This window comes from Litorilituus sediminis (assembly GCF_004295665.1).
GTDB classification, from domain to species: Bacteria; Pseudomonadota; Gammaproteobacteria; order Enterobacterales; family Alteromonadaceae; genus Colwellia; species Colwellia sediminis.
On record NZ_CP034759.1, the window covers coordinates 2,521,301 to 2,534,987 of the forward strand.

Here is a 13,687-nt window from a genome sequence, read left to right on the forward strand (position 1 = left end):
GAATTTTTGCCTATTCTATCTCGCCTCAGCATAAATACCAACGCTAAGTTTTATGTAAAACACCAACTTCTAAATTTTCAAACCAATCCAAAAAGCGCTTAACATTATCACCCTTAAAAATTCTGCCATGTTGTGGACACATCAGCTCAACATCTAACTTACGAACTCGTCTTACCCAGTCATTTTTCGCATCATTTGAAGGCATCCAGCGCTGATGGAACATTTTCATCTTGCCAATATGCTCATCAAAGTCATCTACATACAAGGGGGCATCTACTGGCTCTAATGCTGCACCTATATCCCCAGACATCAAAATTTTTGCTTCGCCATCGTAAACATTAAAGTTACCCGAAGAATGTAAATAATGCGCTGGTATAAAATCTAAAGAAATGCCGTCAATTTTTAAGGTGTTGCCCTCATCAGGTATTGCAGAATATTTAATATTATTCATGCCAAAGTGGCGAATAAAGCTTTCCCAAAGCCAAGGTGAATGAAGGGTTGCTGAAGGTAATGCCTGATCCCAAAGACCAAGTGACGAAATAATGTCAGGATCTTGATGTGAGGCGAATAAATGGGTGATTTTATCAGCGGGCACCTGTTTAATCACAGCAGCCAGCATAGCGGAAAACAACTCAATACCACCGGGATCCATCAACAAAGAATTATTTTTACTCACCACCATATACTGATTAGTATCGATAATTTCATTTGGTTTATCTTCATCTCTACCAAACATTAGCCAGGTATGGCTAGGGCTTTCAAATAGCTTTTGAGTTTTCATTACTATGAGCTTCCTTTATTATTAGTATTCGTCCAGTTCAGCAACCATCTGTTGGGAGTAATTAATATGATCTTTAATTTTACCTGCAGCACCTTCAACATTATCAGCAACATTCACTAACGCATCTTGATACTCTGAGCCTGCTTGTGACGCCTCTACTCGCGATAGCGTTGCCAAAATCACCGCATTACGAAGCTCATTACTTAATTCACTAAGCTCGTCGCTAAGTTGGTCTATTTGCTTTTTATAAGTATTATCTAAGGATTGCTGCGCAGATTTACAGCGTAAATAAACTTTATCTAGGCTATTGATAAAAGGTGAATCCTTTGCCAGTATATATACCGAATTAAAGTGCTTCATGGCACCATCAGCACGTACCTTTTCTGCGGAAGTTTGGCTTAATATGGCCGCTAACTTATTGATGCGTTTTGACGAACGTATGGTGATATCTGCCAGGCGATCAATAAAATCTGTTAACGGTCGAAAACCTGCTGCTTTCTCCCCTGCACGTAAAGCCACAGCCCTAGCATTACTAGCGGTTAACGATAGCTGCTGTGCAATTTGTGTGGCTTGGTCAAGTTTAGCGGCAATTTCTGCCACTGAGACAAAGTAATTTTGCGATAAATCAGACATGTAATATATTGAATTAAAGACATATCTATTAACTATAGACGGGGATTAACGCAATGGTAGTTTTGATAGCAGAGTTTTATTTGAATGTCTTAGTAGCTAAGCAAACTTTGATCTAGATCAAGATTTTTAAATGATAAATTTTAGCCATAAAAAAACGAGTATCACCAAAGTAATACTCGTTTAATCAATTAGTCACTAAAACTTAGTGTTTATTTAGTTAATCCCCTAAGGAAGTACTAAACTTTTTTCTTACCCGCTTGAATAACACGTAATTGCGCTATTGCACGTGCCAATTCAGCTGCAACTTCTGCATAGTCTACATCAGCACTGTTTGCACTAATGTTTTCTTCTGCACGCTTCTTCGCTTCAATTGCTGCTTGTTCATCTAAATCATCTGCACGTGTTGCCACATCAGCTAACACAGTTACATTGTTCGGTTGAACTTCTAGCATACCACCTGAAAGGTAAATAACTTCTTCGCTACCATCTTTCTTGGTGATAAGTGCCATACCAGGTTTTAGTGAGGTCAGTAAAGGTGCGTGACCAGGCATAATACCTAATTCACCTTCACTACCTGTGATCTGTAATGATTTAATGCTGCCAGAAAATAAGCTTTCTTCAGCACTTACTACATTAAGATTTACAGTTAATAATGCCATTTGACTCGACCTCTTATGCTGTAAGCACTTATAACTTAATTACAAGTGCTTACCAGATGATTACATCTTGTTCGCTTTCTCTACAGCTTCTTCGATTGAACCAACCATGTAGAATGCTTGCTCAGGTAATTCATCGTATTCACCAGCTAAAATGCCTTTAAAGCCTGAGATGGTGTCTTTTAATGAAACATACTTACCTGGAGAACCTGTAAATACTTCAGCTACGAAGAACGGCTGAGATAAGTAACGTTGGATCTTACGAGCGCGAGATACTGTTAACTTATCTTCTTCAGATAATTCATCCATACCTAAGATAGCGATGATATCTTTAAGTTCTTTATAACGTTGTAATACTGATTGAACGCCACGAGCTACTTCATAGTGCTCTTGACCTACTACTAATGGGTCAAGCTGACGAGAAGTTGAATCTAGTGGATCGATCGCTGGGTAAATACCTAATTCAGCAATAGAACGTGAAAGTACAACTGTTGCATCTAAGTGAGCGAAAGTTGTTGCTGGGCTCGGGTCAGTCAAGTCATCCGCAGGTACGTATACCGCTTGGATTGAAGTGATTGAACCTTTGTTCGTTGAAGTAATACGCTCTTGAAGTACACCCATTTCTTCAGCTAGTGTAGGCTGGTAACCTACCGCTGATGGCATACGACCTAGAAGTGCAGATACCTCAGTACCAGCAAGCGTGTAACGGTAGATGTTATCAACGAAGAATAATACGTCGCGACCTTCGTCACGGAATTTCTCCGCCATAGTCAAACCAGTCATAGCAACACGTAAACGGTTACCCGGTGGCTCGTTCATCTGACCGTAAACTAACGATACTTTATCAAGTACGTTAGAGTCGTTCATTTCGTGATAGAAATCGTTACCCTCACGTGTACGCTCACCAACACCAGCGAATACTGAGTAACCACTGTGCTCGATAGCGATGTTACGGATAAGTTCCATCATGTTAACGGTTTTACCAACACCAGCACCACCGAATAAACCAACTTTACCACCTTTAGCGAATGGACATACTAAGTCGATTACTTTGATACCAGTTTCTAACAATTCGTTAGACATTGATTGTTCTGCGTAAGCTGGTGCTTCACGGTGAATAGACCAACGATCTTTCTCACCAATTGGACCTGCTTCATCAATCGGGTCACCTAAAACGTTCATGATGCGACCTAAGGTCTCAACACCAACTGGAACCTGTATTGCATTACCTGTATTTACTACATTCAGACCACGACGCAAACCGTCTGAGGTACCCATTGCGATAGTACGTACAACGCCGCCACCAAGCTGCTGTTGAACTTCAAGTACTAAACCGTCAAGGTCACCTTCGGTTACATTTAATGCGTCATATACCTGAGGTACAGCATCTTGTGGAAATTCAACATCCACAACTGCGCCAATGATTTGGACGACTTTACCTGTACTCATGTTTATTCCTCTTAATTAAAGCTAGCTAACCTATATGAGTATTAACTAGCTTGTCGTTAAATTACGAAACTCTCGTTGCCAAATATTGGCTTACCCTACCGCAGCTGCACCAGCAACAATCTCACCCAACTCTTGAGTAATCGCTGCTTGACGCGCTTTGTTAAATACCAATTGCAGATCATCAATTAACTCACCAGCATTATCTGTAGCGGCTTTCATTGCAATCATACGGGCTGCTTGTTCACAAGCTAGGTTTTCAACCACGCCTTGGTATACTTGAGATTCAATATAACGAACCAATAATTGATCTAACAATACGTTAGCATCTGGCTCGTAAATGTAATCCCAACGATGACTAATTTCTTCGTCATCTGATTTCGGTAAAGGTAACAACTGATCTACTGTTGGCTGTTGCGTCATAGTATTAACAAACTTGTTATATACCACGAACAACTTATCAATTTCACCGTCATCATAAGCTTTAAGCATAACCTTAACGCTACCAACTAAATCAGTAACTGAAGGGTTATCACCTAAGCCAGAGATTTGTGCAGTAACTTTAGCGCCCATGTTGTTAAAGAATGATGTTGCTTTTGAACCCACAACAGCAAACTCAACTTCGGCACCTGCTGCTTGCTGCTGTGCAGCATCAGCTAGAACTTTCTTAAATAAGTTAATATTTAAGCCACCACACAAACCACGGTCGGTTGAGACAACAATATAGCCAACACGCTTAGTTTCACGCTCTTCCATATAAGGATGGCGATACTCTAAGTTACCAAGCGCAATATGACCGATCACGTTTCGTATATTTGTCGCATATGGACGAGATGCTGCCATGCTATCTTGCGCTTTACGCATTTTACTAGCAGCAACCATTTCCATAGCGTTTGTGATCTTTTGAGTGTTTTGAACACTCGCAATCTTGGTTTTTATTTCTTTACCAACGGCCATGACTCTATCTCCGAAAAGGTTTCTTAATTAAAGACTCGATTACCAAGTTTGCGTTGACTTAAAAGACTCAAGTACTTTAGCAAGACCAGCTTCGATATCTTTATCGTAGTTACCTGATTCGTTGATTTTAGCCATCAACTCCGCATGCTCATTCGTTGCATAAGCTAATAATGCTGCTTCAAAATCATTGATTTTGTTGATTTCAACATCATTTAAGTAGCCTTTCTCTGCTGCAAATAAAGATACTGCAGTTTCAGCAACTGAAAGCGGAGAGTATTGCTTCTGCTTCATCAATTCAGTAACACGTTGACCATGCTCTAATTGAGCACGCGTCGCGTCATCTAAATCTGATGCGAACTGAGCAAATGCCGCTAATTCACGGTATTGAGCTAGGGCTAAACGTACACCACCACCAAGTTTCTTGATGATCTTAGTTTGCGCTGCACCACCAACACGAGATACAGATAAACCAGCATTTACCGCAGGACGAATACCTGAGTTGAATAAATCAGTCTCTAGGAAGATTTGACCATCGGTAATTGAGATTACGTTAGTTGGTACGAATGCAGATACGTCACCCGCTTGTGTTTCGATAATAGGTAATGCAGTTAAAGAACCTGTTTTACCTTTTACTTCACCGTTAGTGAACTTTTCAACATACGCTTCGTTTACACGAGCAGCACGTTCTAGTAAACGACTGTGAAGATAGAATACGTCACCTGGGTATGCTTCACGACCTGGCGGACGACGTAAAAGTAATGAAATTTGACGGTAAGCAACAGCTTGCTTAGACAAATCATCATATACGATTAACGCATCTTCACCGCGATCACGGAAGTATTCACCCATTGAACAACCTGAGTAAGGTGCTAAGTATTGTAATGCTGCAGCTTCAGAAGCAGATGCAACAACAACGATAGTATTTGATAACGCGCCGTGCTCTTCTAAACTACGTACAACGTTTGCAACAGTCGATGCTTTTTGACCGATAGCTACATAAATACTCTTAATACCAGTGTTCTTTTGGTTAATGATTGCATCTAATGCAATCGCTGATTTACCGATCTGACGGTCACCAATGATAAGCTCACGTTGACCACGACCGATTGGAATCATAGAGTCAATTGACTTGATACCAGTTTGAACTGGTTGGTCAACTGATTTACGGTCGATAACACCTGGTGCAACAACTTCTACTGGAGAGAAGCCATCGTTTTCAATTGGGCCTTTGCCATCAATTGGCTCACCTAATGTGTTAACTACACGGCCTAAAAGACCACGACCTACTGGTACTTCCAAAATACGGCCAGTACCTTTAACTTTTTGTCCTTCAGCTAAATCAGCATAAGGACCCATTACTACCGCACCTACCGAATCACGGTCTAGGTTTAACGCGATAGCATAACGACTACCAGGAAGTTCGATCATTTCACCTTGCATTACATCGGCAAGGCCATGGATACGAATGATACCGTCTGTTACAGAAACGATAGTACCTTCGTTACGAGCTTCGCTGACAACGTCGAACTGTTCAATACGATTTTTGATCAGTTCAGCGATTTCAGTGGAATTCAGTTGCATGCTCTGTTCCCTTATCTAAGATTGTAGCGTTGAAGCTAGGCGGCTCAATTTACCTTGAACCGAACCATCGATGACCATATCACCTGCTTGAATAATCAAGCCAGATACTATGCTCGCGTCAACAGTACAATTAAGCTTTACTTTACGTGCCAAGCGCTTTTCAAGCGCGGCGCTTAATGTTGTTTTTTGCTCTGCAGTAACTTCTACCGCAGAGGTTACATCCACAGTGACTTCTTGTTCATATTCGGCTTTTAAAGCAACGAATTGTTCAAGCACTTGTGGTAGCACCAACAAACGTTCGTTTTCGGCCATCACTTTTAAAAAGTTTTGACCTTGGCTGTCTACTTGCTCGCCGCAAACATTAATAAATAATGCTTGTGCTTGCTCAACAGAAGCGCCACCCGATAAATAACCAACAATGGTCTCATCTTTAGCTACTTCTGCAGCAAATGTTAACTGGGCTAACCAGCTATCAATTGCTTTTGCTTCAACAGCAAAGTCGAACGCTGCTTTAGCGTAAGGACGAGCGACAGTTGTCAATTCAGACATAGCTCTTTCCTCTTAAAGTTCAGCGACGAGTTTATCTAAAATGTCGCTGTGTGCAGCGGCATCAATTGAACGCTCAAGAATTTTCTCGGCACCGGCAACAGCAAGAATAGCAACTTGTTTGCGTAATTCTTCTTTAGCACGGTTACGTTCAGTTTCAATTTCTGCGTGACCCGCAGCTAAGATTCTTTCTTTCTCAGCTTGTGCCTTACCAGCAGCTTCTTCAACAATTTTAGCTTCATGCTTTTTAGCAGCTTCTACAATAGAGGCAGCTTCAGCTTTCGCTTCTTTTAGTTGAGCTGTGGCTTTCTCTTGAGCTAACTCAAGATCTTTCGCAGCACGGTCTGAAGCAGCAAGTCCATCAGCAATAGTTTTCTGACGTTCTTCAATGGCACCAATGATTGGTGGCCATACATACTTCATGCAAAAAAGTACAAATACGACAAATGCGATTAATTGCCCAATCAGGGTCATATTAATATCCATTGTGCGTACCTCCTATTCAATTCGCTATAAAAAAAGGGGTTTCTTAGCCTAAGCCAACAGCGAACAATAGGTATAAACCGATAGCAACACCGATCATAGCAATCGCATCGATTAGACCCGCTACGATGAACATTTTAACTTGTAGTTGAGGTGCTAATTCTGGTTGACGAGCAGCAGATTCTAAGAACTTACCACCTAAAAGACCAAAACCAATAGCGGTACCTAATGCACCTAAACCGATTAGTAGAGCAACTGCGATAGCAATCATATTTTTCTCCGATATTTAAAGTAAAGTTTAAAGTTAAAAAAATTGTACATGGGCTTCCTGCCCTTTGCCCCTTAGGGCCGAAATCAAATTCGTATTAAATTGTGTCCTACAATTTAGTGATCTTCGTGAGCTAAGCTTAAGTAAACAATAGTTAGCATCATAAAAATAAACGCTTGTAATGGGATAACCAACAAGTGGAAGGCAGCCCATAAGAAGTGTATTGGTAACTGGAATAAACCAATTGTTGCGATAAGTAAGAAAATTAACTCACCCGCATATAAGTTACCGAATAAACGTAATGCTAGTGATAACGGACGCGCTAACATAGTTACCGTTTCTAACAAGAAGTTTACTGGGTATAGAGACCAGTGACCGAAAGGTTGAGTTGTTAATTCTTTAATGAAACCACCCACACCTTTCACTTTAATTGAGTAGTAAATGATCAGGATAAATACACCTAATGCTAAACCAAAAGTAATGTTTGGATCAGCTGTAGGTACTGGCTTCATGTAAATGTCTGCCAATTCCATACCTGTTGTCCAGTGAATTAAATGAGGTAATAAGTCAACTGGAACCCAATCCATCGCATTCATTAAGAAAACCCAAACAAAAATAGTTAAGCTTAATGGAGCGATTAGTGGGTTTTTGCCGTGGAAAGTGCTTTTAACACTATCATCAACAAAACCAACTATCATTTCGACCGCACACTGCAACTTACCTGGCACGCCAGTGGTTGCTTTCTTTGCTACGGAGCGAAAGATCATTAAAAAGACCAAACCTAAAAATATTGACCACCCCAATGAATCTAGGTGTACGGCCATAAAGCCCTCACCTACTTTCAAGTTGGCTAAATGGTGAACAATATATTCTTGGCTGGTTAATTCAGCGCCTGAAGACATATTAATTTCCCAATGATTAAAGTTTAAAAAATAAAATTTCTATAAATTGCCGCTTTTTCTTAGTAACAAAGGAGTTACCAAAGGCAAAGCCACAACTAAACAAAACATGCTAAAAAATGGTACCGGCAGTAGCACTAAAAACTTAAAGGCGAGTGCAAATAAAAAAGCCGTTAAACCCATTTTTAACTTCACGCCACTAAAGAAAGAATCAACAACCTTCTTTGATGACTGCGCCCCTGCATATTTAAATGCTTTATAGGCAAATACTATATTAGGGATAATGACAACAAAGCCACCAACCAATGCCGATTTGGCATAGTCAAAACCCCAGAAATAACAAATTAATAGCGTTAAAATAATTACTATGCTTATAGCTAACATATTCTGTTTAAAGGCAAAATCACGCCCTGCTTTTGTTAGACTATTTCTCATAGATAATTTGAACTAATTTCTACGAATAAAATCGTATAAATCTTAGTTGTTTAAAGTAAAAACTTTAACGCTAAAAAAGTTTGCGCAAGTATACTTAATCTGGCTTTTTTTGCAAGAAATTAGGGCAAGCAACGCCCTTTATTTGTGCGAATAACATATATTCATAGTAGAAATATCACAGCACTAGTGTGATTATTAACCGCTTGCCGATAATAACTGGTTGATCTGTGACAAAAGACAAATTCTTAGTTTAATTAGCTTCCTGCAGAAAATAATAATCTATCTCTCGAGATATATTATAACGATAGCGATTGATAAAACGATTAAACCAAGACTCTCGCCACGTACTAGGCTCCTTTACCAATGGAAAACCTTCATTAACTGAGAAATACATATTATTAATAAAGTTGCCAGAACTAACCTCAAAAATACTCACAGGAGGAACAGACATTCTTGCTCCCTTTCTATATTCATAACCTGTACCGCTAGTAAGGTAGGTCGATGCATAGCAATTACCGTTTATAGGCTTTTTATTATTTTCCATTATCATCACATAGTCTTGCCCTTTGGCGGCATCAAGTATTTTCAATTTATAAGCTTCAGCCAAATAGGGTTCATCACCAATATCATAATACTTCACATAATCATTGAAGCTAACTCTAGATACATTAGCTGTTATATCAACAAGCTCAACATGATGGCGAGTGAATCCCTTGGTTAGCTCTTCCACAATCAACTGGTTATGATCAAAGGCATTCTCTTCGTAGTGGTTTTTATTATGAAAGGCAGTAAAGCCAATGTACCTTATGCAAATAGCGTCATCTAAATCTGTAATTAAGGCAACACTCTTAAGGTTAGCTTTGGCAAATGAACCCTTTTTACTTCCATTTGATACGCATGCGGAAATCAAAATTAAAAGTAAGGTCATTAGGAATATCTGACCAACTGATTTAGGTGTGCAACTCAGATAACACATTTAAAGTTCCTTTTTAATTAACAATGCACTACATACTGTGCGAATAGAAGATACATTAATCATTAACAGATATAAACCGGAATCTATAAGGACTAGATAAATCTTACGATTAATTTTGATATGGCAAATGGAATATAGGTTGTTGTATATCGATGAAACTAAGCTAAGCTTATTGGTTTGTTAAATCCCCGAACGCAGAAAAGCAAAAAGCCCGTAACGTATGTTACGGGCTTTTATGTTCTTTTTAAAAACAGTGGCGCTTAGCAATGTCCTACGCTCACATAAAGAGACAACAGCCACACGCTATCACCTTCAGCACTACTGCATTGCACTTCTGCTTATCTTAGGTATAGCGAATGGGATGAGTGGTTCTATATCGATAATATTCAACTTCGACATTAAACACTAACTTATCTGCTTGTTAAATCCCCAAACGCAGAAAAGATAAAAGCCCGTAACGTATGTTACGGGCTTTTCATAATTAGGCGCTTAGCAATGTCCTACTCTCACATAAAGAGACAACACCCACACGCTATCACCTTTGGCGCTATTGCATTGCACTTCTGCTTTTCTTAGGTATGGCGAGTGGGATGAGTGGCTCGCTATCTGCAATTAAAGCTAGGCGCATCAGAATCTGCGATACTAACTAAACTTAGTAGCTTGTAAAATCCCCAAACGCAAAAAAGCAAAAAGCCCGACACTTTCGTATCGGGCTTTTCTTAATTAGGCGCTTAGCAATGTCCTACTCTCACATGGGAACTCCCACACTACCATCGGCGCTATTGCATTTCACTTCTGAGTTCGGAATGGGATCAGGTGGTTCTACAATGCTATTGTCGCTAAGCAAAAAAGGACAATCTCGAAAACTTAATATAAATCTTTAACTCTTGTAACTTAGTGCGTGATGTTCATCAGCTTCATACACAAAACCACTTAGGCGTTGTATGGTTAAGCCTCACGGGCAATTAGTATCAGTTAGCTCAAGGCCTCACAACCCTTACACACCTGACCTATCAACGTCGTAGTCTCCAACGACCCTTTAGGGGACTTAAAGTCCCAGTGAGAACTCATCTTAAAGCCTGCTTCCCGCTTAGATGCTTTCAGCGGTTATCAGTTCCGAACGTAGCTACCGGGCAATGCCATTGGCATGACAACCCGAACACCAGAGGTTCGTCCACTCCGGTCCTCTCGTACTAGGAGCAGCCCTCTTCAATTCTCAAACGCCCACGGCAGATAGGGACCGAACTGTCTCACGACGTTCTAAACCCAGCTCGCGTACCACTTTAAATGGCGAACAGCCATACCCTTGGGACCGACTTCAGCCCCAGGATGTGATGAGCCGACATCGAGGTGCCAAACACCGCCGTCGATATGAACTCTTGGGCGGTATCAGCCTGTTATCCCCGGAGTACCTTTTATCCGTTGAGCGATGGCCCTTCCATACAGAACCACCGGATCACTATGACCTACTTTCGTACCTGCTCGACGTGTCTGTCTCGCAGTTAAGCTGGCTTATGCCATTGCACTAACCGTACGATGTCCGACCGTACTTAGCCAACCTTCGTGCTCCTCCGTTACTCTTTGGGAGGAGACCGCCCCAGTCAAACTACCCACCAGACAGTGTCCCCAACCCGGATTACGGGCCTAGGTTAGAACATCACGCATACAAGGGTGGTATTTCAAGGATGGCTCCACCATATCTGGCGACATGGTTTCAAAGCCTCCCACCTATCCTACACATGTAGGAGCAATGTTCACTGTCAAGCTATAGTAAAGGTTCACGGGGTCTTTCCGTCTAGCCGCGGGTATACGGCATCTTAACCGCAATTTCAATTTCACTGAGTCTCGGGTGGAGACAGTGTGGCCATGATTACGCCATTCGTGCAGGTCGGAACTTACCCGACAAGGAATTTCGCTACCTTAGGACCGTTATAGTTACGGCCGCCGTTTACCGGGGCTTCGATCATGAGCTTCGCAGAGCTAACCCAATCAATTAACCTTCCGGCACCGGGCAGGCGTCACACCGTATACGTCATCTTTCGATTTTGCACAGTGCTGTGTTTTTAATAAACAGTTCCAGCCACCTGGTTACTTCGACCGACTTCAGCTTAGGGAGCAAGTCCCATCACCATAGTCGGCGTACCTTCTCCCGAAGTTACGGTACTATTTTGCCTAGTTCCTTCACCCGAGTTCTCTCAAGCGCCTTAGTATTCTCTACCTAACCACCTGTGTCGGTTTGGGGTACGGTTCCTATATATCTGACGCTTAGAAGCTTTTCCTGGAAGTATGGCATCAACAACTTCTGCTCCGTAGAGCATCGTCTCGTATCTCAGTCTTAGAATCCCGGATTTGCCTAAGATTCCAACCTACGTACTTTCACATGGACAACCAACGCCATGCTTGTTTAGCCTGCTCCGTCCCTCCTTCGCAATATATAGAAGTACAGAAATATTAATCTGTTTCCCATCGACTACGCGTTTCCGCCTCGCCTTAGGGGCCGACTTACCCTGCCCTGATTAACATGGGACAGGAAACCTTGGTCTTTCGGCGTGGGGGTTTTTCACCCCCATTATCGTTACTCATGTCAGCATTCGCACTTCTGATACCTCCAGCAAACCTCTCGATTCACCTTCAACGGCTTACAGAACGCTCCCCTACCACTCAAAATAAATTTTGAATCCGCAGCTTCGGTGCATAGTTTAGCCCCGTTACATCTTCCGCGCAGACCGACTCGACTAGTGAGCTATTACGCTTTCTTTAAAGGATGGCTGCTTCTAAGCCAACCTCCTAGCTGTCTATGCCTTTCCACATCGTTTCCCACTTAACTATGACTTTGGGACCTTAGCTGGCGGTCTGGGTTGTTTCCCTCTTCACGATGGACGTTAGCACCCACCGTGTGTCTCCCGGATATCACTCACTGGTATTCGGAGTTTGCAAAGGGTTGGTAAGTCGGGATGACCCCCTAGCCTTAACAGTGCTCTACCCCCAGTGGTGTTCGTCCGAGGCTCTACCTAAATAGATTTCGGGGAGAACCAGCTATCTCCCGGCTTGATTAGCCTTTCACTCCGACCCACAAGTCATCACCGCATTTTTCAACATACGTGTGTTCGGTCCTCCAGTTGATGTTACTCAACCTTCAACCTGCCCATGGGTAGATCGCCGGGTTTCGGGTCTATACCCTGCAACTAAACGCGCAGTTAACACTCGCTTTCGCTACGGCTCCCCTAATCGGTTAACCTTGCTACAGAATATAAGTCGCTGACCCATTATACAAAAGGTACGCAGTCACCCTCGAGGGGCTCCCACTGCTTGTACGTATGCGGTTTCAGGTTCTATTTCACTCCCCTCACAGGGGTTCTTTTCGCCTTTCCCTCACGGTACTGGTTCACTATCGGTCAGTTAGGAGTATTTAGCCTTGGAGGATGGTCCCCCCATGTTCAGACAAAGTTTCACGTGCTCCGTCCTACTCGATTTCACGGTAAGTTCGTTGTCGTATACGGGACTATCACCCTGTATCGTTGTCCTTTCCAGAACATTCTACTAACTTACAAACCGCTTAAGGGCTAATTCCCGTTCGCTCGCCGCTACTAAGGAAATCTCGGTTGATTTCTTTTCCTCGGGGTACTTAGATGTTTCAGTTCTCCCGGTTTGCCTCTTTATGCTATGTATTCACATAAAGATACTGTCTTATGACAGTGGGTTTCCCCATTCAGAAATCCTAGGTTATAACGGTTTTTATCACCTTACCTAGGCTTATCGCAGATTAACACGTCTTTCATCGCCTCTAACTGCCAAGGCATCCACCACATACGCTTAGTCACTTAACCATACAACCCTAAGTAGTCTTAGTAGACCTTGGTGACTAAACCAAGGCAATTGTAAAGTCTGACATTTTCACGCACTTTCACTTAACTTTCGTTAAAGTGATGAGTTACTTGAATAAGAGTTAATAGTCTTTCAACTATTGGTCTAAATGATTAAGGAATACATCATTTAGCTATTGTTGGTATTTATACTTATGTGATT

General features: G+C 41.8%; 12 protein-coding genes and 2 rRNA genes. All 14 read right to left on the minus strand.

From position 1 onward, the window contains the following. Positions 1 to 43: 43 nt before the first annotated feature. The 14 genes from EMK97_RS11280 to EMK97_RS11345 all read right to left on the minus strand — a co-directional run bounded on the left by EMK97_RS11280 (position 44) and on the right by EMK97_RS11345 (position 13,488). The gene (locus tag EMK97_RS11280) at positions 44 to 781 is read right to left on the minus strand and encodes an oxygen-binding di-iron domain-containing protein (protein ID WP_130602234.1); all 738 of its coding nucleotides are present in this window, start codon (positions 779 to 781) and stop codon (positions 44 to 46) included. A gap of 21 nt (positions 782 to 802) precedes the next feature. Then, complete coding sequence (locus EMK97_RS11285; RefSeq protein ID WP_130602236.1) at positions 803 to 1,414, minus strand: chemotaxis protein; 612 nt, start codon at positions 1,412 to 1,414, stop codon at positions 803 to 805. Between the two features lie 236 nt (positions 1,415 to 1,650). Beyond that, positions 1,651 to 2,073 (minus strand): F0F1 ATP synthase subunit epsilon, encoded by a 423-nt coding sequence (locus EMK97_RS11290; protein ID WP_130602238.1) that lies wholly within the window; start codon positions 2,071 to 2,073, stop codon positions 1,651 to 1,653. Positions 2,074 to 2,133: 60 nt separating this feature from the next. Further along, positions 2,134 to 3,519: a F0F1 ATP synthase subunit beta gene (atpD, locus tag EMK97_RS11295; protein ID WP_130602240.1), complete on the minus strand. Its 1,386-nt coding sequence runs from the start codon at positions 3,517 to 3,519 to the stop codon at positions 2,134 to 2,136. A gap of 90 nt (positions 3,520 to 3,609) precedes the next feature. After that, positions 3,610 to 4,473 (minus strand): F0F1 ATP synthase subunit gamma, encoded by an 864-nt coding sequence (gene atpG, locus EMK97_RS11300; RefSeq protein WP_130602242.1) that lies wholly within the window; start codon positions 4,471 to 4,473, stop codon positions 3,610 to 3,612. Between the two features lie 39 nt (positions 4,474 to 4,512). Next, complete coding sequence (atpA, locus tag EMK97_RS11305) at positions 4,513 to 6,054, minus strand: F0F1 ATP synthase subunit alpha (RefSeq protein WP_130602244.1); 1,542 nt, start codon at positions 6,052 to 6,054, stop codon at positions 4,513 to 4,515. A 15-nt stretch (positions 6,055 to 6,069) separates the two neighbouring features. Next, positions 6,070 to 6,603 (minus strand): F0F1 ATP synthase subunit delta, encoded by a 534-nt coding sequence (gene atpH / locus EMK97_RS11310; protein WP_130602246.1) that lies wholly within the window; start codon positions 6,601 to 6,603, stop codon positions 6,070 to 6,072. A gap of 12 nt (positions 6,604 to 6,615) precedes the next feature. After that, a complete protein-coding gene (gene atpF / locus EMK97_RS11315) occupies positions 6,616 to 7,086 on the minus strand; it encodes a F0F1 ATP synthase subunit B (RefSeq protein WP_130602248.1) in 471 nt (156 codons plus the stop codon). Positions 7,087 to 7,129: 43 nt separating this feature from the next. Then, complete coding sequence (gene atpE, locus EMK97_RS11320; RefSeq protein ID WP_118960401.1) at positions 7,130 to 7,354, minus strand: F0F1 ATP synthase subunit C; 225 nt, start codon at positions 7,352 to 7,354, stop codon at positions 7,130 to 7,132. 113 nt (positions 7,355 to 7,467) lie between these two features. Continuing rightward, a complete protein-coding gene (gene atpB / locus EMK97_RS11325) occupies positions 7,468 to 8,253 on the minus strand; it encodes a F0F1 ATP synthase subunit A (protein ID WP_130602250.1) in 786 nt (261 codons plus the stop codon). A 39-nt stretch (positions 8,254 to 8,292) separates the two neighbouring features. Then, a complete protein-coding gene (locus EMK97_RS11330; protein ID WP_130602252.1) occupies positions 8,293 to 8,685 on the minus strand; it encodes an ATP synthase subunit I in 393 nt (130 codons plus the stop codon). Between the two features lie 250 nt (positions 8,686 to 8,935). Then, positions 8,936 to 9,613 carry a hypothetical protein gene (locus EMK97_RS11335; protein ID WP_130602254.1) on the minus strand — a complete coding sequence of 226 codons (678 nt, stop codon included), beginning with the start codon at positions 9,611 to 9,613 and terminating at the stop codon, positions 8,936 to 8,938. A gap of 777 nt (positions 9,614 to 10,390) precedes the next feature. Beyond that, positions 10,391 to 10,505: ribosomal RNA gene (gene rrf / locus EMK97_RS11340) — 5S ribosomal RNA — on the minus strand. Between the two features lie 100 nt (positions 10,506 to 10,605). Further along, a 23S ribosomal RNA gene (locus tag EMK97_RS11345) occupies positions 10,606 to 13,488 on the minus strand. Between the last annotated feature and the right edge of the window lie 199 nt (positions 13,489 to 13,687).